17 protein-coding genes are annotated in these 17,878 nt (G+C 69.0%); 10 read left to right on the top strand and 7 right to left on the bottom strand.

The window, feature by feature from the left end; all coding sequences use genetic code 11:
- The first annotated feature begins 31 nt into the window (after nucleotides 1–31).
- Nucleotides 32–337, top strand: a complete 306-nt coding sequence (locus M2317_RS16265; protein ID WP_429461938.1) for an ArsR/SmtB family transcription factor — start codon at nucleotides 32–34, stop codon at nucleotides 335–337.
- A 175-nt stretch (nucleotides 338–512) separates the two neighbouring features.
- Complete coding sequence (locus M2317_RS16260) at nucleotides 513–3,188, top strand: carbohydrate-binding protein (protein WP_429461937.1); 2,676 nt, start codon at nucleotides 513–515, stop codon at nucleotides 3,186–3,188.
- A 117-nt stretch (nucleotides 3,189–3,305) separates the two neighbouring features.
- On the opposite strand, the gene M2317_RS16255 is transcribed toward M2317_RS16260, so the two are convergent.
- Together M2317_RS16255 and M2317_RS16250 are read right to left on the bottom strand one after the other, a co-directional pair.
- Nucleotides 3,306–3,515: a helix-turn-helix domain-containing protein gene (locus tag M2317_RS16255; protein WP_429461935.1), complete on the bottom strand. Its 210-nt coding sequence runs from the start codon at nucleotides 3,513–3,515 to the stop codon at nucleotides 3,306–3,308.
- A complete protein-coding gene (locus M2317_RS16250) occupies nucleotides 3,515–4,000 on the bottom strand; it encodes a DUF2975 domain-containing protein (RefSeq protein WP_429461933.1) in 486 nt (161 codons plus the stop codon). Before M2317_RS16250 ends, M2317_RS16255 begins: the two co-directional genes overlap by 1 nt.
- Before the next feature lie 140 nt (nucleotides 4,001–4,140).
- On the opposite strand from M2317_RS16250, the gene M2317_RS16245 reads away from it, so the two are divergent.
- Together M2317_RS16245 and M2317_RS16240 are read left to right on the top strand one after the other, a co-directional pair.
- Nucleotides 4,141–4,704 carry a PadR family transcriptional regulator gene (locus M2317_RS16245; protein WP_429461931.1) on the top strand — a complete coding sequence of 188 codons (564 nt, stop codon included), beginning with the start codon at nucleotides 4,141–4,143 and terminating at the stop codon, nucleotides 4,702–4,704.
- Between the two features lie 11 nt (nucleotides 4,705–4,715).
- Nucleotides 4,716–6,470 (top strand): ABC1 kinase family protein, encoded by a 1,755-nt coding sequence (locus M2317_RS16240; protein ID WP_429461929.1) that lies wholly within the window; start codon nucleotides 4,716–4,718, stop codon nucleotides 6,468–6,470.
- A 15-nt stretch (nucleotides 6,471–6,485) separates the two neighbouring features.
- On the opposite strand, the gene M2317_RS16235 is transcribed toward M2317_RS16240, so the two are convergent.
- Nucleotides 6,486–8,033 carry an SDR family oxidoreductase gene (locus M2317_RS16235; RefSeq protein ID WP_429461927.1) on the bottom strand — a complete coding sequence of 516 codons (1,548 nt, stop codon included), beginning with the start codon at nucleotides 8,031–8,033 and terminating at the stop codon, nucleotides 6,486–6,488.
- Nucleotides 8,034–8,133: 100 nt separating this feature from the next.
- On the opposite strand from M2317_RS16235, the gene M2317_RS16230 reads away from it, so the two are divergent.
- From M2317_RS16230 to M2317_RS16220, 3 genes are all read left to right on the top strand, one after another.
- Nucleotides 8,134–8,700: a TetR/AcrR family transcriptional regulator gene (locus M2317_RS16230; RefSeq protein WP_429461925.1), complete on the top strand. Its 567-nt coding sequence runs from the start codon at nucleotides 8,134–8,136 to the stop codon at nucleotides 8,698–8,700.
- 321 nt (nucleotides 8,701–9,021) lie between these two features.
- Nucleotides 9,022–10,440 (top strand): DHA2 family efflux MFS transporter permease subunit, encoded by a 1,419-nt coding sequence (locus tag M2317_RS16225; RefSeq protein WP_429461923.1) that lies wholly within the window; start codon nucleotides 9,022–9,024, stop codon nucleotides 10,438–10,440.
- A gap of 66 nt (nucleotides 10,441–10,506) precedes the next feature.
- Nucleotides 10,507–11,715, top strand: coding sequence for an MFS transporter (locus tag M2317_RS16220; protein ID WP_429461921.1), 1,209 nt, complete (start codon nucleotides 10,507–10,509; stop codon nucleotides 11,713–11,715).
- A gap of 264 nt (nucleotides 11,716–11,979) precedes the next feature.
- Here the strand turns inward: M2317_RS16220 and M2317_RS16215 are convergent, their stop codons facing one another.
- Entirely contained in the window at nucleotides 11,980–12,624 is a 645-nt protein-coding gene (locus M2317_RS16215; RefSeq protein ID WP_429461919.1) for a hypothetical protein, read from the bottom strand.
- 76 nt (nucleotides 12,625–12,700) lie between these two features.
- On the opposite strand from M2317_RS16215, the gene M2317_RS16210 reads away from it, so the two are divergent.
- Entirely contained in the window at nucleotides 12,701–13,831 is a 1,131-nt protein-coding gene (locus M2317_RS16210; protein ID WP_429461916.1) for an aminotransferase class V-fold PLP-dependent enzyme, read from the top strand.
- A gap of 174 nt (nucleotides 13,832–14,005) precedes the next feature.
- On the opposite strand, the gene M2317_RS16205 is transcribed toward M2317_RS16210, so the two are convergent.
- The 3 genes from M2317_RS16205 to M2317_RS16195 are packed head-to-tail and all read right to left on the bottom strand — an operon-like array spanning nucleotide 14,006 to nucleotide 16,314.
- Nucleotides 14,006–15,244 carry an RNA polymerase sigma factor gene (locus M2317_RS16205; RefSeq protein WP_429461914.1) on the bottom strand — a complete coding sequence of 413 codons (1,239 nt, stop codon included), beginning with the start codon at nucleotides 15,242–15,244 and terminating at the stop codon, nucleotides 14,006–14,008.
- Nucleotides 15,241–15,609, bottom strand: a complete 369-nt coding sequence (locus M2317_RS16200) for a YciI family protein (protein WP_429461912.1) — start codon at nucleotides 15,607–15,609, stop codon at nucleotides 15,241–15,243. The genes M2317_RS16205 and M2317_RS16200 overlap by 4 nt, the downstream gene beginning before the upstream one ends.
- Before the next feature lie 33 nt (nucleotides 15,610–15,642).
- Complete coding sequence (locus M2317_RS16195; RefSeq protein ID WP_429461910.1) at nucleotides 15,643–16,314, bottom strand: DUF998 domain-containing protein; 672 nt, start codon at nucleotides 16,312–16,314, stop codon at nucleotides 15,643–15,645.
- A gap of 204 nt (nucleotides 16,315–16,518) precedes the next feature.
- Here M2317_RS16195 and M2317_RS16190 point away from each other — a divergent pair, with 204 nt between their 5' ends.
- Complete coding sequence (locus M2317_RS16190) at nucleotides 16,519–16,998, top strand: hypothetical protein (protein ID WP_429461908.1); 480 nt, start codon at nucleotides 16,519–16,521, stop codon at nucleotides 16,996–16,998.
- A gap of 33 nt (nucleotides 16,999–17,031) precedes the next feature.
- On the top strand, nucleotides 17,032–17,877 hold the full coding sequence (locus M2317_RS16185) for an alpha/beta fold hydrolase (RefSeq protein WP_429461906.1): 846 nt from the start codon (nucleotides 17,032–17,034) through the stop codon (nucleotides 17,875–17,877).
- The last annotated feature ends 1 nt before the right edge of the window (nucleotide 17,878 follow it).

Genomic DNA, 17,878 nt, shown 5'->3' with positions numbered 1-17,878 from the left:
CAGGGAGTAATAGTTCAATTATTATCGAACTATGCCCGGAAGCCTGCCGCATCCTTCGCGCGCTGAGATCCAGCTGACCGACGTGCTCTTCGCGCTCAGCGATCCCGAGCGCCTGGCCGTCGCGCGCCAGCTCGTCGACGGGCCCCTCGACATGGCCGAATGCAGCATGACGGATCCAAACCTGCCGAAGTCGACCAAGTCGCACTTCATGAAGGTGCTCCGCGAGGCCGGGGTCATCCGCAACGAGCCCAACGGGCGCCGCCGGCTGCTGTCGTTGCGGCGCGACGATCTCGACGCCCGCTTCCCCGGGCTGCTGGACTCGGTGCTGCGCGGCTGAGGCGCTCTCCAGCATCCCTCGGCCCTTCAGTCGGATGAACGGGATTCCGCCGACGCAGTGGCCACCGCACCCCGCGGAAAACGCTTGACGCGGCATCCGGCTCAGTCCTAGGCTCATCCCAGAAAACGCTTTCTCACGCCGTGAGCCGGCGCCGGAATCTCGACGAGGAGATGCCTTGCCCCTGAAAGCCCCGCGCCTGCGCGCGACCGCCGCCGTGTTCGCCGCCACCGCGCTCATGTTCTCCGGCGCCACCGCCGCCACCGCCGAAGAAGCCGCCGACCCGCGCTGGCAGAGCGCCGTGATCGGCTCCGGTGCCGGCACCGGCGGCTCGATCACCGACAACGGCGACGGCACGATCACGTTCGACGCGAAGACGAGCGGCACGAAGATCGCCACCTCGGAGGACGGATTCCAGTACTTCTACACGGCGGTCGACCCGGCATCCGAGAACTTCACGCTCAACGCGACCTTCCGCGTCGACGACGCATCCACGAAGGACAACCAGTCCGGATTCGGCATCATCGCGGTCGACGATCTCGTCGCCGGCTCGTCCGCCGACCGATACTTCAACTCCGCCGGCGCCATGATCACCCGGTACTCCACACCGGTCGGCACCCAGGACGGAACCCCCGGCGCGCGCTTCGTGCGCGGATACACCGGGGCCCCGAACGACAACACCGCCGGCGCCCGCGACAGCAGCCATTCGCAGGCGTTCGATCCGACGTACCGGGCCGATGCGGCAGGCCCGAAGTTCCTCACCGGTGACGTGTACGAGCTGACGCTGCGCAAGTCGAACACCGGCTTCCACGCCATCTGGCACCAGGACGGGCAGCCGATCGAGGTCATCGAGTACGACCCCGAACTGCTGCTGCAGCAGAATCCCGACACGTTCTACGTCGGCATGGCCGTCGCCCGCAAGATCGTCGTGACCGTCACGGACTGGGACTTCACCACCATCGCCCCCGCGGACGACGAGCCGGCGCAGGAGCCTCCGATCACGTACGTCCCCACCAACCTCAAGGTCGACATCACGGCGACGACTCCGGAGCGCGAGATCGCCCTGCCGCTCGTGGCCGACTTCCACGGCACCGGCCAGGTTCTGGATGCCGCCGGCACCGTCATCGTCGACGCGCTGCCGCTCGTCCCCGGCGAACAGGCCCTCGCGACCGTCCCCCTGAAGCCCGGCGAGAATCGCTTCACCGCCCGGGCCACGCCCGGTCCGGATCAGCCGCAGCTCGGGGAGCGCGAACAGCTCGAATCCACCGATCCGGTCGACACCGACGTCACGATCACCGTGCAGGAGTACGGCCTGCCGGGGCAGTCGCTGTGGGCCGCGCCGGACGGCACGGCGGACGGCACCGGAACCCCGCAGAACCCGCTCGACATCCATACCGCGGTCGCGTTCGGGCAACCCGGCCAGCAGATCGTGCTGAAGACCGGCACCTACGGCCTGACCCGGAAGCTCGAGATCGACCGCGGCCGCGACGGCACCGCGGAGCAGCCCATCACGCTGATGTCCGAACCCGGCGGCCGCGCGGTGCTCGACCTGCAGAACTCGCCGGACGGCGGGCTCGTGCTCCGCGGGGACTGGTGGCACGTGTACGACCTCGAGATCACCGGGTCCCGCGACAAGGCCAAGCCGCTGCTCATCGAAGGCCACCACAACGTCATCGAACGCGTCGAATCGCATCACAACGCCGACTCCGGCATCCAGATCTCCGGATCGTCCGCCGAGAAGCCGGCGATGTGGCCTTCCCACAACCTCGTGCTGTCGTCCGAATCGCACCACAACGCCGACCCGGGCGGCAACGACGCCGATGGCTTCGGCGTCAAGCTCACCGTCGGCGAGGGCAACGTGCTGCGGTACAACGTCGCGCACCACAACATCGACGACGGCTGGGATCTGTACGCGAAGTCGACGACCGGCCCGATCGGCACGGTGATCGTCGAGGATTCGGTCGCCTACGAGAACGGCTTCCTCAGCGAGAACCCGACCCTGCGCGGCGAGGGCAACGGATTCAAGCTCGGCGGGGAGTCGATCCCCGGCGACCATCTGCTGCGCAACTCGATCAGCTTCGGCAACCTCGGCACGGGTGCGACGTCGAACTCCGGGCCGGACGTCCGGCTGCAGGGCGTGACCTCGGTCGGCAACGACCGCGGCATCCGACTCGAGACGAATGCCAAGGCGACGGCGTACGAGGCATCCGGCATCATCTCGTGGAACAACCCGCAGGCCGATGTCCTGGGACTCAAGCAGGCCGACACGTCGCTGCTGGTCGCGCCGTCGAACTACTTCAACGGCGCCACGGCGGATGCGTCGGATGGCAGACCAGCCCAGGTCGGCGCCGATTGGTTCGTCTCGACCGACACCTCGATCGTGCCGCGGATCGCCGAAGACGGATCGATCGACATGGGCGGCCTGTTCGAGCCGACCGACGCGGCGCCGGCCGATACGGGGGCGCGCCTGGCCTCGAATCCGTCGCCGACCACGATCGTGCTGCTCCCGGCGGTTCCGGGCGAGCCCGGACCGGATGCCTGGTACCCGAGCGCCGCCTACGACGACGGCGATCTCGTGCAGCACGACGGCGTCGTATACGAGGCGCAGTGGTGGACGCGGAACTCCGAACCGGGCGCCGCGGTCAAGCGCACCCCCTGGGTCGAGGTCGGGCCGATCCAGGCGCGTCCGGCGGTGAGTCCGTGCGTCGCCGGGTGGGATGCTGCGGCGGACTACGATTCCGGCGACACCGTGTCGCACGGCGATGTCACCTATCGTGCGCAGTGGTGGGCGCGGGGAGCAGAGCCCGGAGTCGACCTCCGCGGATCCTGGGCAGCGATCGGGGCGTGCGCCTAGCCGCGGCATCCGATCCGGTCGGGCTCCGAGGCCGGAGATACCCCGTCCGTCGGAGGCGTTCGTGGGATCCGGTCCGACGCCGGGGACTTCTCCGACGCAGCGAACCACCCGGGACCGCTAGTCCTCCGGCACCCAGCGCAACAGGTCGCCCGGCTGGCACTCGAGCACCGCGCACAGTGCATCCAGTGTCGTGAAGCGCACGGCCTTCGCCCGCCCGTTCTTGAGGACGGCGAGGTTCGTGGGTGTGATCCCGATCCGGTCGGCGAGCTCGCCGACGCCCATCTTGCGACGGGCGAGCATGACGTCGATGTCGACGATCACCGGCATCAGATCACCTCGCCCAACTCGGATCGCAGTGCCTGCGCTTCGTCCTCCCTGGCGATCGCCTGGCGCAGCAGCGCTTTCATGACGACCACCAGCAACGCGATCCCGCCGAGCACCAGGGACGCTCCGCAGATCAGCCCGACCAGGCCCGGCGCCGTAGACCCCGGGGCCAGGATGATCGCCAGCACGAGTGCCAGGACGGCCGCCACCGCGAACGACGCGACGATCGCATTCACCCACCCGAACGAGGATGCCGAGAAGATCGATCCGCGCCGGATCTTGGTGAGCAGCATCCAGACGGATACGGCGAACACCTGCATCGTCAGGATGCCGAGCACGGCGATGCCCACGAACACGATCCGCCCCCAGAGCTCCTCGTCGGCCAGGTCGAGCCACAGCGCCGGCACGATGAGCGCCTGCACCGCCACGGAACCCAGCAGCGCCAGGGCGATCACGACTTTCAGCACGACGATCGTCACGTTTCCCATGGATCAGCCTCTCATCGAAGAACAATAGGAATCTATCGTTAATCGTTCGATCTGGGAAGAACCTGCGAACATGCACGGGCGCTTCCGCACGTGCAGCTAACGATATATCGTTGACTATCGCTCACCTACGAGGAGGCATCATGAACGGTTCATTCCCCACCGGCGGTTTCGGCTTCGGACCCAACGGCCCAGGCGGATCGATCTTCGACGCGTTCGAGCAGCTCCGTCAGACCTTCGAGCAGCAGCGCCCCGGTGGCGCCTCGCGGATGGCGCGCGGAGACGTCCGTGCGGCTGTCATCGCGCTGCTCGCCGAGCAGCCGATGCACGGCTACCAGATCATCAGCGAGATCTCGGACCGCACGGGCGGCGCCTGGAAGCCCAGCGCCGGCTCGGTGTACCCGACGCTGCAACTGCTCGCCGACGAGGGCCTCATCAGTGCCGAGGAGCAGAACGGACGCAAGACCTACTCGCTCACCGAGGCGGGTATCGCCGAGGCCGAGGCCGCCGCTGACAAGGCCGCCCCGTGGGAAGCCTTCGGCGGACGCACCGCCGCGAACCTCACCGCGCTGCCCAAGGCCGGCATGGAACTCGCCGGCGTCGCCGCGCAGGTCACCCGCACCGGGACGCCCGATCAGATCCAGAAGGCGGTGGACGTCCTCGACGACGCCCGACGTAAGCTGTACGCGATCCTCGCCGACAGCTGATCGGAGCGCGCATGGATTCGACGTCGGATGCCGTGGCCGAGAACGCGCCGAGGCAGGCGGATGCGGCGCCGTTCGCGGAGGGGGTCGGGCGAGGCAACCCGGCACATCGTGCCCGCTATCGCCGCATCGTCGGCTTCGCGGCGCGAGAGTTCCTGACGGTCTGGTGGTACGAGCTCGTGCTTCCGCGGTTCGGTCTCGCGGCCGTCGGCGAGCGGAACCGCGCGGCGCGCATGCAGCGCTTCGCACGCCGCTTCCACGACCTCGCGGTCGAACTCGGCGGACTCATGATCAAGGTCGGCCAGTTCATGTCGTCGCGCCTCGACGTCCTCCCTCCCGAGATCACTGCCGAGCTCGAGGGACTGCAGGACGAGGTCCCCGCTGTCCCGTTCGCCGAGATCCGCACGCTCGCCGAGGCCGAGCTCGGCGTGCCGCTCGCCCGCGCCTACGCCTGGTTCGACGAGGTGCCGCTGGCCGCGGCATCCCTCGGCCAGGCGCATCGCGCTCGTCTGTCGGACCAGGATGCCGCGGATACCGGCCTGCGCGACGTCGTCGTCAAGGTGCAGCGACCGGGCATCGACGGCATCGTCGCGACGGACCTCGCCGCTCTGCGGAGGGTCGCGCGCTGGGCGAGCCGCGTGCGAGTGGTGTCCAACCGCGTCGATGCTCCCGCGCTCGTCGAGGAATTCGCGCAGACGTGCCGCGAGGAGATCGACTACCTGCACGAGGCGGCCGGCGCCGAGCGGTTCGCCGCCGACTTCGCCGCTGACCCGCGCGTCGCCGCGCCGGAGGTCGTGTGGGAGCGCACGACGCGCCGCGTGCTCACTCTGTCGGATGTCACCGCGATCAAGATCAACGACACCGTGGCGCTGCGCGCTGCCGGCATCGACCCGACCGACGTCGCGAACGCGTTCGCCGACGTCATGCTCGACCAGGTCTTCACACATGGGTTCGTGCACGCGGATCCGCACCCGGGGAACATCTTCGTGACCCCGCTATCCTCGGATGCCGGGGGGCCGGCGTGGCGCCTGACCTTCGTCGACTTCGGGATGATGACCGAGGTTCCCGATTCGCTGCGCGCAGGATTGCGGACGCTGGTGATCGCCGTCGCCGGGCGCGACAGCAAGGGCCTCGTGGCGGCCGCGCAGGAGATCGGCGTGCTGCTGCCCTCCGCGGACACCCGCGAACTGGAACGGGCGCTGACGACGCTGTTCGCCCGCTTCGGCGGCATGGGCTTCGCCGAACTGCGCGACGTCGACCCGCGCGAGTTCACGGGGTTCGCGACCGAGTTCACGGACACCGTGCGAGAGCTGCCCATCCAGCTGCCCGAGAACCTGCTGCTGCTCATCCGGGCCGTCTCGCTGACATCGGGAGTGTGCAGCGCGCTCGATCCGGCCTTCAACATCTGGGACCCGGTCGAGCCGTATGCGACGAAGCTGATCCAGGACGAGGGCGGCAATCTCGTGCAGGACTTCAGCAAGCAGGCGGCGGCGAACGTCGGCATCCTGTGGCGACTGCCCAAGCGTCTCGATGACGTGATCTCCCGCGCCGACGGCGGGACTCTGTCGTTCGACACGTCGCGACTCGAGCGGCGCCTCGACGTCCTCGTCGGCATCGGCAGGCGCGTCGTCTCGGCCGTGCTGTTCATGGCACTCGTGGTCGGTGGCGCTCTGCTGCTGCCGGCGGCACCGGTGTTCGCCTGGATCCTGATCGGCGCCTCCGCCCTGCCGCTGCTGCACGCGCTGTTCGGCGGTCGACGCCGGACCTAGTCCGATTCGAACGAGTCAGGGCTTCGCGCCCTCGGCCGCGCCGGTGATCCGGGCGGCCATGCCGGCAAAGATCGATCCGTGGAACGGCAGGACGGCGAACCAGTACAGGCGTCCCGTCAGCCCGCGCGGGAAGAAGATCGCCCGCTGCTCGTAACGGGCGCCCGCCCCGTCCGGCACCGCACGCAACTCGAGCCACGCGGCACCGGGGACCTTCATCTCGGCGCGCAGGCGCAGCAGGCCGCCGATCTCGGCATCGGGCTCCTCGACTGCTTCGACCCGCCAGAAGTCGATCGCGTCGCCGACCCGCGCATGACTGCGGCTGCGGCGCCCTCGGCGCAGCCCGACGCCGCCCATCAGGCGGTCCATCCAGCCGCGCACGGCCCACAGGAACGGTGACGAATACCAGCCGTTCTGTCCGCCGATGCCGACGATCACGCGCCAGAGCTCGTCCACCGAGGCCTCCGTCTGCAGGGAGCGGGCATCGGTGAAGACCGTCCGGCCCGCCCACTCCGGGTCGGTCGGCAGCGGATCGCTCGGAGCGCCGGAGACTTCGGCATCCTGCCAGCTCGTCTCCACGCTGTCGGCATCGACGCGTCCGAGCGCGAGCCGCACCGCCGTTCGATACGGTGTGAGCCCGCCCTCCGGCGGCGGGATCAATGCGTCGACGTCGTCGTTCTTGACGACGCATTCGTTCTGCAGGGAGGCGACGAGGGGGCGCGCAATCGAGCGGGGCACCGGCGTGACGAGGTTCACCCAGTGCGATGCCAGTTCCGGCGTCAGCACGGGGAGTGCGGCGATGCCGCGCTGAGGGAGACCGGCTTCGACGGCGTACCCGTTCATCATCTGCCCGTACCGCAGCACGTCCGGACCGCCGATGTCCACCGTGCGATTCACATCGTCGCCGACGTGCGCTGCACCCAGCAGATAGTGCAGGACGTCGCGGATCGCGATCGGCTGGATGCGGTTGCGCACCCACTTCGGTGCCGGCATGTAGGGCAGCACCTCGGTCAGGTGCCGGATCATCTCGAATGACGCCGAACCGGACCCGATCACGACGCCGGCCTGCAGGACGAGCGTCGGCACCCCTGAGTCGAGGAGGATCTCGCCGACCTCGACGCGGGAGCGCAGGTGCGGCGAGAGTTTCACATCGTCCGGATGCAGGCCGCCGAGATACACGATCCGGCGCGCTCCGGCATCCTTCGCGGCCTCGGCGATCGTCGTGGCGGCGCGCTGGTCCGCATCCTCGAAGCCCTTCCCGGCGCCCATCGAATGGATGAGGTAGTAGACGACGTCGACGTCCGCCATGGCGGTGCGGACGGCATCGGCATCGTCCGCGGAGCCCTCGATGATGTCGCAGTCGGCTCCCCAGGGGAAGGACGAGGCGCGGGCGGCATCCCTCGCGAGCACCCGCACCCGGTAGCCGGCGTTCAGCAGGCGGGGAGTCAGGCGCCCGCCGATGTACCCCGTCGCGCCGAGCACGAGCGCCCGAGGAGCGCTGCCGTCCTCGCGGGGGAGGGCACGCAAGGCGCTCTCGCGGCCGGTCGGCTGGGTGAGGTCGGTCATGCCCCCGAGAGTACGGGGCGGCCGGTGAGACGGCGAAGCGGTTGCGCTCGAGGGGGAACTGTGGTTGCCGGATCGGAAGAGTGAGTGTACAGTCACTCATATGTCTCCGACGCGCAGCTCGATCCTCTCCACGGCCGACGCTCGGCGTCCGCTCGTCGCGGCCGCAGCCATGAGCGCGTTCGCGCAGAAGGGGTATCACGGCACTACGGTCGCCGAGGTCGCACGCGTGGCGAAGATCTCGCCGGCATACGTCTTCAAGCTGTACCCCGGCAAGGAGGCGCTCTTCGTCGCTGCGATCGAAGCATGCTTCGACGCGATCATCGAGACGCTGGAGGAGGGGGCCGATGCGGCCGACGCCGCTCGTCCCGAGCAGGTGCTCGACGCGATGGGTGATGCGTACGCTCGTCTCATCGCCGATCGCACGCTGCTCATGCTGCAGGTGCACGCGCAGTCGGTCGCCGACGTCCCCGACATCGGAACGGCGCTGCGCGCCGGCATCGCCCGGGTGACGTCCTTCGCGAAGAGCCGTTCGCGGGGGGCGGATGAGCAGGTGCAGCGGTTCATCGCCTACGGGCAGCTGTGCCACCTGATCGTCACGGCCCAGATCGATGGCCGCCCCGAGGAGTGGGCCTCGATCCTCACCGCCGGCATGAGCCACCCCGTCTAAGTGTCTTCGCGTCGGAGTGGTTTCCGTGTGCCCGTAAGAGTGAGTGACTAGTCACTCTATTTATGAGAGGAGGAGAGATGAAGAAAGAGATCGCCGTGCGCTGGGCGGCCCTCGTGCCGCTCGCGCTCATCGCCATCGCCATCGCCATGTTCTGGGCCTGGAACTGACCCGCCCCGCTCGAGAAACGACGTACCAGGAGAACCGCATGACCACCGAATCCCAGCCCGACGGCACCACGGCCGAGAAGACGATCTGGTGGATCGTCCTCGGCGTCATCACTCTGAGCATCGTGCTGATGCTCTCACTTTGAAAGGACCACTCATGACTCTTCTCGCTTCTCCGAGCGCGACGGATGCGGCGCCTCGCTCGCGCCGTTGGGCAGCCCTCGGCGTGCTCGCGCTCGCGCAGTTCCTCGTCGTTCTCGACGCCTCCATCGTCAACATCGCTCTCCCCGTCCTCGGTGAGCAGTTGCACATGACCACCGCCGCCCTCGCCTGGGTCATCACCGCGTACGTGCTCGCGTTCGGCGGATTGCTCCTCCTCGGCGGACGACTCGCGGATCGCTTCGGACATCGGCGCGTCTTCCTGGTTGGCACGGCCGGCTTCGTCGCGGCATCCGCACTCGCCGGCCTCTCGTTCTCGAGTGAGATGCTGCTCGCCGCGAGGGCGCTGCAGGGTGCGTCGGCGGCACTGCTCGCCCCGGCCGCGCTCGCTCTGCTCACCGGGTTGTTCCCGGACGCGCGGGAACGCGCGAAGGCGCTCGGAGTGTGGGGCGGTGTCGCCGGCATCGGGTCCGCGGCGGGCGTGCTGCTGGGCGGGGTGCTCACGGCATCCCTCGGCTGGCAGTCGGTGTTCTTCGTCAACGTTCCGGTCGGTCTCGTCGTCCTGATCGCGATCCCGTTCCTCGTGGGGCGCGATGGCGCACGCGTCAGCGGCCGACTGGATGCCGCAGGGGCGCTCACCGTGACCGCCGCGCTCGTCGCGCTGGTCGGAGCGTTCAGCGCGATCGAGCAGGTCGGATTCCTTCACCCGCTTCCGATCATCCTGCTCATCGCGGCCATCCTCCTCGGTTTGGTCTTCGCAGCCGTCGAGCGACGGGCCGCGCAGCCGCTGGTGCCGCTGTCGGTGTTCGCGAACCGCAACCTCTCGCTCGGCAACATCGTGATGCTGCTGGTCGGCGCCGCGATGGTCGCCCTGTTCTTCGCGCTGTCGGTCTTCATGCAGGAGGTGCTCGGTTACGGCGCTCTCGAGGCCGGGCTCGCGCAGCTGCCGCTCGCCGGTGCGCTCGTCGTCGTCGCCGGAGTCGTGCCCGCGCTGATCGGTCGGCACGGCACGCGCCTCGTGCTCGGCGGATCGCTCGTCGTGCTCGCGGTCGGACTGGTCTGGCTGGCGTTCGCGCCTGCGGATGCCGCGTTCCTGGCGCACCTGCTCGGACCGTCGCTGCTGATCGGCGTCGGCATGGGCGGCGCCTTCGTGGCGACGACGCAACTCGCCGTCGACGGCGTCGAAGGTGGGGAGGCGGGGCTCGCCGGAGGGCTCGTCAACACGAGTCAGCAGATCGGCGGCGCCGTCGGGCTCGCCGTGCTCGGCACGATCGCCGGACTGCGCACGGCGACGCTCGAGGCATCCGGAGCCACGGCAGCCGAAGCGCTGACCGGCGGATTCTCCTGGCTGTTCATCGGAACCGCCGCGCTGGCGCTCGTCGCGACAGCCGTCGTCGCTCTCTGGCCGCGCGACTGAGGGCGAAGGGCCTGCTCCGCGCCGCGTGCGCGGAGCAGGCCTCCTCGCACGTGTACGCTTGTACGCATGACTTCTGCACCCGGCCCGGATCTCGCGACCCGGCGTGCCCGCATCGCGGTCTCCGCGCTGTTCCTTACCAACGGCGCCCTGTTCGCGAACATCCTGCCGCGCTACCCCGAGATCAAGGCCGCGCTCGAGCTCGACAACATCGCGTACGGCGTCTCGGTCGCCGCCTTCCCGGCCGGGGCGATCGTCGCGGGTCTGGCCGCCGCCGTCCTGATCCGGCGGCTCGGCTCGGCGCGCGTGGCCGTGGTCGGCACAGTGCTCACCAGTCTCGGTCTGCTCAGCGCGGCTGTCGCCCCGTCCGCGCTGCTGTTCGCGCTGGCCTTGTTCCTCGGAGGGGCGTCGGATGCCATCACCGATGTCGCGCAGAACGCCCACGGCCTGCGCGTCCAGAAGCGGTACGGGCGTTCGATCATCAACTCCTTCCACGCCATCTGGTCGATCGGCGCGGTCCTCGGCGGAGCGATGGCGGCGGGTGCGATCGCGTTGCGCATTCCGGTGGGCATCCATCTGTCGATCTCCACGGCCGTGTTCGCGATCGTCGCCCTCGTCGCGCTGAAGTTCTGCCTGCCCGGTCGCGACGAGGAGACGACCACGGATGCCGTCGCCGACGTCCCGGAGATCGAGGGTGCCGTGCGTCGCGGCGTCAGCCCGCGCACGATCTGGATGCTCGTCGCCCTCACCCTGATCGCGATGGCCGGCGCCGTCGCGGAGGACGCGGGCAACACCTGGGCCACGCTCTATCTGTCCGAATCGCTCGGGGCACCGGCCGCGATCGCCTCGCTCGGCTTCATCGCGCTCGTGGGCGCGCAGTTCATCGGCCGGCTCCTCGGCGACGGACTGGTCGACCGTTTCGGACAGCGTGCCGTCGCCAGGGTCGGCGGCCTCATCGCCGCGGTCGGCATGGGCTTCGCCCTGGCCTTCCCGAGTGTGCCGGGGACGATCGCCGGATTCGCCGCCGTCGGCTTCGGCATCGCGACGCTCATCCCGGCCGCGATGCACGCCGCCGACGAACTGCCGGGGCTGCGGCACGGCGTCGGGCTCACGGTGGTGTCGTGGCTGCTGCGGCTCGGGTTCCTGCTGTCGCCGCCGTTCGTCGGCTTCATCGCCGAAACGGTCAGCCTGCGGGCCGGTCTGCTCGTGGCCCCGATCGCCGGGCTCGTCGCGTTCGCGCTCGCCGGCGTGCTGGAGAAACGGCCCGCGCGCGGCTGAACGCGGGGACGGATGTCGGGAGAATTCCCGGATGTCGGGAGATTCGAGCCCGTTTCGCCCGGCATCCGCGCATCGTCCTGACATCTGTCCCGGATGCCGGGGGGACTGGACTGTGTGGTGCCAGCGCGGACGCGGGCGGCGCGGTTCACAACTCGTCAGAAATCGCGGTCGCCTCGCGTTCGGGCCGCCATGATGGCGCGATTCCACGCGGACAAGGCGATTCGAGCGCGATCGGTGAGGAGATATTGACCGCGTCCGGGCGGATCAGCGGCGGGCGTCGGCGACAGCCAGACCGGCCCGCATGGCTTCGCGATCCTCGGCGGCCCAGGGACCGGATGCGGCCAGGGGGATCTCGGTCATGAAGCGGCGCTGATCCTCGGGGATGCGGGCGGCCACGGCATCCGGATCCGACCCGGCTGTCGCGTAGAGCGCGGGGCCATCCGCGTAGAACGGATCGGTGAGGACGAGCCGGCCGTCGGAGCCGCGCATGACGTTCGATGGATTCTCGTCGATCGGCCCGCACCACGGCAGCTCTGCGATGGCGCGCGTGTGGATCTCGTGCAGGATGCCGGTCAGCTCGGCGACGCTCTCGTCCTCGTCTGCGATGAGACGGTGCAGGCCTGCGGCATCCGCGGGATCGACGGGATGCAGGCGCTCCATGAGCATGAGGTCTCCGCCGCCGACGAGCCGATGATGCGCGAACAACTGCGGCACCAGAAGCGTGTGCGCGGCGCGGCCGTACAGCTCGGCGGTGTACGGGCCTGTCGGGTCGAACGGGCTGATGCGGGCGACGGTCCGCCCGTCCGGCGAGAGCAGTGCGACGGCCCAGTCTCCGGCGCCGCAGGGTGTCCAGCCGGCATCGGCGAGAGTGCGCTCGGTGTCGCGGTGCGTCGCAAAGGGGGTGCTCACTGTTCCACGCTACGTCCCTCGCGCAGCGGAATGCCAGGTCCTGACACCGCTCCGGCTGTCATGCGAAGCTGTGAGCATGAGCCTTCCCCATGCTGACATCGATCCCGACGGCCTGCTGGAGTACTCGGTCGTGTTCACCGACCGGTCGCTGAATCACATGTCGGACCGCTTCATCGGCGTGATGCAGCAGACCCTGGGCATCCTGCGCGAGGCGTACAACGCGCACAGCGTCGCCCTCGTGAACGGTGGCGGCAGTTACGCCATGGAGTCGGTCGCCCGGCATCTGGCCACCGGCCGCCGCGCCCTGGTCGTGCGGAACGGGCTGTTCTCGTACCGCTGGTCGCAGATACTGGATGCCGGCGACATCGCCACCGACGTGACGGTGTGCCAGGCGCGGCCGGAGTCCGACGCGCATCAGTCAGTGTGGAGTCCCGCGCCCGTCGAACAGGTCGTCGAGGTCATCCGGGCGCGGCGACCCGAGGTCGTGTTCGCTCCGCACATCGAGACGGCCGCGGGCATGCAGCTCAGCGACGAGTACGTGCGGGCGCTCGCGGACGCGGTGCACGAGGTGGGTGGCCTGCTCGTGCTGGACTGCGTCGCGTCCGGGGCGATGTGGGTCGACATGGCGGCGCTCGGCGTCGACGTGCTGATCAGCGCACCGCAGAAGGGCTGGAGCGGCAGCCCCGGCATCGGGTACGTCCTGCTCAGCGCTGCGGGCCGCGCCGCCGTGGAGTCGCGTCCGTCCACCAGCTTCGCCCTCGACCTGCGCACCTGGCTGTCGCTCTCCGACGCCTACGCCGGCGGGCGAGCGGCGTACCACGCGACCATGCCCACGGATGCGATCGCGCACAACCTCGTCGCGATGGTCGAGACGCGTGAACGGGGCTTCGCCGCGCTTCGGGACGCCCAGATCGAACTCGGCAGCCGTGTGCGCGAGCTGCTCGCCGCGCGCGGACTGCCTTCCGTCGCGGCGCCGGAGTGGGCGGCGCCGAGTGTCGTGGTCGTGCACGCGGACGGCCCGGGGCTCCGCACCGGAGCCCGGTTGCGCGAAGCCGGCGTGCAGGTCGCAGCGGGCGTCCCGCTGCACTGCGACGAGCCGGCGTCGTTCTCCACGTTCCGCGTCGGGCTGTTCGGCCTCGACAAGCTGGGTGACGTCGAGGGCACGGTCGCCCGGCTCGCCGAGGCGCTGGACCGCATCGGCGTCTGATCCGGGCGAGCGTGCAGCCCGGACAGCGACACACAAGAGAACTGTCGGAAACGGATTGAGATGACACCGAACGTCATTCGGTTGGGCAAGTCTGGCCTTCTCCGATCGTGGTTTGTCGTGACACTTTTCTGATCCCGATGCTTACAGTGCGCCGAGTGCTGCACCGGGGAGGTGTCACTCGCCGAATGCCTTTCGGGAGAGGTAGCGGGATTCGGGTTCGTTTGTCGTCATGTGGGCGGCGGCGAGGAAGTCCTCTCTCGCCGCAGTGGGATCCCCCTCCGCTTCGCGGAGGTGGGCGCGGATCGCGTGGGCACGGTGCCGGGTCAGGGGATGTTGGAGCAGTCCGTGCTCGCGATCCAGTTCCTCGAGCAGGGCGGTGGCGCGCGCGGGCCCGAAAGCGTGTGCCACGGCGACGACTCGTGCGAGCCTGACGGGTCCGCTGGGTTCGACCTGCTCGAGCGCCAGGTACAGGGCCGCGATCTGTGCCCAGTCGGTCTGCTCGGCGACGGGAGCGGAGGCATGGACGGCGGCGATCGCGGCCTGCAGCCGGTAGGTTCCCACGTTCCCCTGGGACCACGCCGCACGGATGAGGTCTGATCCCTCTCGGATGGACTCCTGATCCCATCGAGCGCGGTCCTGGTCACGCAGAGGAATGAGGTCGCCATTCGAGGTGGAGCGCGTCGCGCGCCGCGAATCGATCAGCAGCATGAGCGCGAGAAGTCCTGTCGACTCCGGGTCATCAGGAACGAGGGCGTGGAGGAGTCGCGCAAGTCGGATCGCCTCGCCGGTCAGGTCGGTCCGGATGAGCTCGGTTCCGGTGGTCACCGTGTATCCCTCGTTGAAGATCAGGTACAGCACCCGCATCACCGCGGACACGCGGCCGGGCAGATCGCCATCGGCCGCGAACTCGAAGCGCGCGCCGCTCTTGCGGATCTGCTGCTTCGCGCGGCTGATCCGCACGGCCATCGTCTGCTCCGTTACTCCGTAGGCATGCGCGATCTCCGCGGTGGTCAACCCGCCCACTGCGCGCAGCGTCAAGGCGATGCGGGAGGCGGACGATAGGGCGGGGTGACAGCACAACAGCAAGAGGTTCAGGCTGTCGTCGTGGTCGGCCGGGGTCGGATGTGAGAAGGACGCGTGCGGTTCGGAGGCCACGTACTGCTCTTCGCGGCGGCGGTCGGCTAATTCGGCGCGCAGCGCGTCGACCATGCGGCGGTAGGCGACGCGGATCAGCCAGGAGCGGGGCTGTGCGGGGATCGCATCTGGGCGCCACTGCTGGCTTGCGGCGAGAAGCGCGTCCTGCGTGGCTTCTTCGGCGATGTCGAAGTGGCCGAAGCGGCGCACCAAAGCCCCAAGGACCTGCGGCGCTTCCGTGCGCAGCAGGTCCTCGATGGCGTCGGGTCGAGCCGTCACGCGAAGTCGTCACCCATGATGGGACGGATCTCCATCGGCTCGCCGAGCATCTCGACCATTCGCGCGACGATGTCCTTCGCTCGTTCCACGCCGGACACTTCGATCACGGCGAACGACGCGAGGACCTCTTTCAGCTCGACGAACGGACCGTCGGTCATGACGATGTTTCCGTCGACCCTGCGCACGGTCGTCGACACCGCTGGGTGTCCGAGCCCTTCGGTGCTGACGAACTCCCCGCTGGCACGCAACTCAGCTTCAAACTGTTGATACGCGGCGAAGGCGGCCAGCGCTTCCTCCGTGGGTGCGTCCGCGGTGGCGGCGTCCCAGCTGCTGCTCGGCGTGTAGCCGAGAATGAGGAACTTCATGATCTCATCTCCTTGAGTGGGCGAGTGTCCAGGCTAGCGAGACACGCGCGGTGACTTCAGCAGGGAGATGGCCGTCGCGGTGCACCATCCGAAGGCGAAGAGCCCCGTGATCGCCACCTGAATGCTGGCGATGTTGGGGGCGACGGGAGCGAGGAGGGCGATCGCGACGATGCCGCTCCCGATTGCTGCGGCCGCACGCCGCTCGCGGGTGGCACGGATGAGCGCGATGATGGCCGCCACGGCCAGCCCGGTGAAGCCGATGATCGCTGCTCCCATGTGGATGAGCGCGTGCCAGGTGGGTTCGACCGCGGGGCCGTCGGCCCCGCCGAGCGGAAAACCGTTCGCGGGGTCCTGCGGGAAGAGGCCGGCGGCGATGAAGCCTGCCCCGCTGATGATGATGAGGACCGGGATGGCGGCGCGGCCGAGCCCGTCGGTCACGACCCGCCGGTGACCGACCGCCAGGCAGATCAGTCCCAGTCCGACCAGGACGAAGGTGAGGATCTGGATCCAGCCGAACTCTCCCGTGGAGAGTTGGCTGAGGGGGTGGACGCGGATGTCGAATCCGGGGCGCGTGAGCATCTGCACGAGTGCGGACAGATAGAACAGCGGTCCCGCGAATGCGCCCGCGAGCAGCAAGGGGCGGGTCGAACGAGGGAGTGCGCTGATCTCCCTGTGCGCGAGGCGTGGTGCTGAGTTCGTTGTCACTGTGAGCTCCTCTTCTGGGTCGAGTGTTTCTGCACTGATACCTCGGAGCCGCGCGAAGAATCTTGACATCGTGCGGTCGCGACGGGTGAGGGGGCGCCCGGCGGATCGCTTCCGACGGATTCGCGCGCAGATGTCAATCCGCAGCGTTCGGCTCCGAGGTATCTGCAAGAGCGGCCCGCCGGGCTGCACGTGAAAGGACACCTCATGAACGAGAACACGTTGGAGAACGTCACTGCCGAGCAGATCGACGGCTACGGCCTCGGTGAGCAGCCCACGCCCAGCAGCGCCGTCACGGCGCTCGACAGGCTCGTCGGGGAATGGACGGTGACGGGCGGTGCCGAGGGAGTCGTGCGGTACGAGTGGACGGGTGGACGGTTCTTCCTGCTCCAGCACGTCGAGCTGGAGCAGTTCGGTCAGGCCATCACCGGCATCGAGGTCATCGGTCAGCTCCGACCGTTCGGTGAGCCCACCGGCACGGACATCGTTTCCCGGTTCTACGACTCAATGGGCAACACACTCGACTACGTCTACGAGCTGGAGGGAGACACGCTCACCATCTGGGCCGGAGCCAAGGGAAGCCCGGCCTCCTTCACCGGCACCTTCAGCGACGACGATCGTGTCCTCGACGGCGCCTGGGTCTACCCCGGTGACGGCGGATACTCGTCCACGATGACCCGCCGCTGACACCACCCACTTCTCGAAGAGCGCGGAATCACCATGCCGAAGAAGAACCCTTCTCCCAAGCCCTCCCTGCACCAGGTCATGTCCGCGGATGGCACGGAGATCTCGTATGAACGCCACGGAGCCGGGCCGGTCGTCATCCTCGTCGCGCAGGCGCTGTCGGACCTCCGCGACAACCGTCGCCTCGCGGCCCTGCTCGCCGCCAGCCACACGGTCGTGAACTATGACCGTCGGGGACGCGGCAACAGCGGGGACGCCGGCGCCTGGCGCATCGCTCGCGAGATCTCCGATATCGAGGCGCTCATCGATGCGCACGGAGGCAGGGCTGCTCTCTTCGGAGCGTCATCCGGCGCAATCCTCGCGGTGGACGCCGCGGCAGCTCTTCCCGAGAAGGTCGCGGGCGTCATCGCCTTCGAGCCCCCGGTGATCGTGGACGATCGACGCGCACCCGTCCCCCGCGACCTCGCCGACCAACTTCAGCAGCTGGTCGACGAGGGGCGGGGGTCGGACGCGGTTCGCGAGTTCCACCGTGTCGCCCTCGGTGCACCCTCCTTCATGATCCACGCCATGCGACTCATGATCGGCCCGTGGCGGACCATGGTCGCGATGGCCCAGACGGCCGTCTATGACACGCGCCTCTGCGCAGGGCTGCAGGACGGAACGCCTCTCACCCGTGACCGGTGGAGCGGGCTCCGGGCGCCCTCTCTCGTGCTCCTCGGAAGCAAGAGTGCGCCGTTCATGGATAGCGGGAGGCGAGAGCTGTCGACGTTGATCGGAGCCCGACACGCGACGATCGAGGGCGCACATCACGCGACGCCGATGATGAAACCGGCCGCGCTGATGCCTTCGATCGTGCCCTTTCTCGGCGAGGTCCTCCCGTGAT

This window comes from Microbacterium sp. ZKA21, assembly GCF_050434165.1.
Taxonomy (GTDB): domain Bacteria; phylum Actinomycetota; class Actinomycetes; order Actinomycetales; family Microbacteriaceae; genus Microbacterium.
The sequence above is the reverse complement of the archived record's forward strand: the minus strand, read 5'-3'. Positions and strand labels throughout refer to the sequence as shown.

What these genes read in the sequence shown, in the direction of transcription:
- M2317_RS16265 (WP_429461938.1), top strand. Translation starts at nt 32, where the DNA reads ATGCCCGGAAGCCTGCCGCATCCTTCGCGCGCTGAGATCCAGCTGACC.
- M2317_RS16255 (WP_429461935.1), bottom strand. Translation starts at nt 3,515, where the DNA reads ATGCCGGTGATCGTCGACATCGACGTCATGCTCGCCCGTCGCAAGATG.
- M2317_RS16250 (WP_429461933.1), bottom strand. Translation starts at nt 4,000, where the DNA reads ATGGGAAACGTGACGATCGTCGTGCTGAAAGTCGTGATCGCCCTGGCG.
- M2317_RS16245 (WP_429461931.1), top strand. Translation starts at nt 4,141, where the DNA reads ATGAACGGTTCATTCCCCACCGGCGGTTTCGGCTTCGGACCCAACGGC.
- M2317_RS16240 (WP_429461929.1), top strand. Translation starts at nt 4,716, where the DNA reads ATGGATTCGACGTCGGATGCCGTGGCCGAGAACGCGCCGAGGCAGGCG.
- M2317_RS16235 (WP_429461927.1), bottom strand. Translation starts at nt 8,033, where the DNA reads ATGACCGACCTCACCCAGCCGACCGGCCGCGAGAGCGCCTTGCGTGCC.
- M2317_RS16230 (WP_429461925.1), top strand. Translation starts at nt 8,134, where the DNA reads ATGTCTCCGACGCGCAGCTCGATCCTCTCCACGGCCGACGCTCGGCGT.
- M2317_RS16225 (WP_429461923.1), top strand. Translation starts at nt 9,022, where the DNA reads ATGACTCTTCTCGCTTCTCCGAGCGCGACGGATGCGGCGCCTCGCTCG.
- M2317_RS16220 (WP_429461921.1), top strand. Translation starts at nt 10,507, where the DNA reads ATGACTTCTGCACCCGGCCCGGATCTCGCGACCCGGCGTGCCCGCATC.
- M2317_RS16210 (WP_429461916.1), top strand. Translation starts at nt 12,701, where the DNA reads ATGAGCCTTCCCCATGCTGACATCGATCCCGACGGCCTGCTGGAGTAC.
- M2317_RS16200 (WP_429461912.1), bottom strand. Translation starts at nt 15,609, where the DNA reads ATGAAGTTCCTCATTCTCGGCTACACGCCGAGCAGCAGCTGGGACGCC.
- M2317_RS16190 (WP_429461908.1), top strand. Translation starts at nt 16,519, where the DNA reads ATGAACGAGAACACGTTGGAGAACGTCACTGCCGAGCAGATCGACGGC.
- M2317_RS16185 (WP_429461906.1), top strand. Translation starts at nt 17,032, where the DNA reads ATGCCGAAGAAGAACCCTTCTCCCAAGCCCTCCCTGCACCAGGTCATG.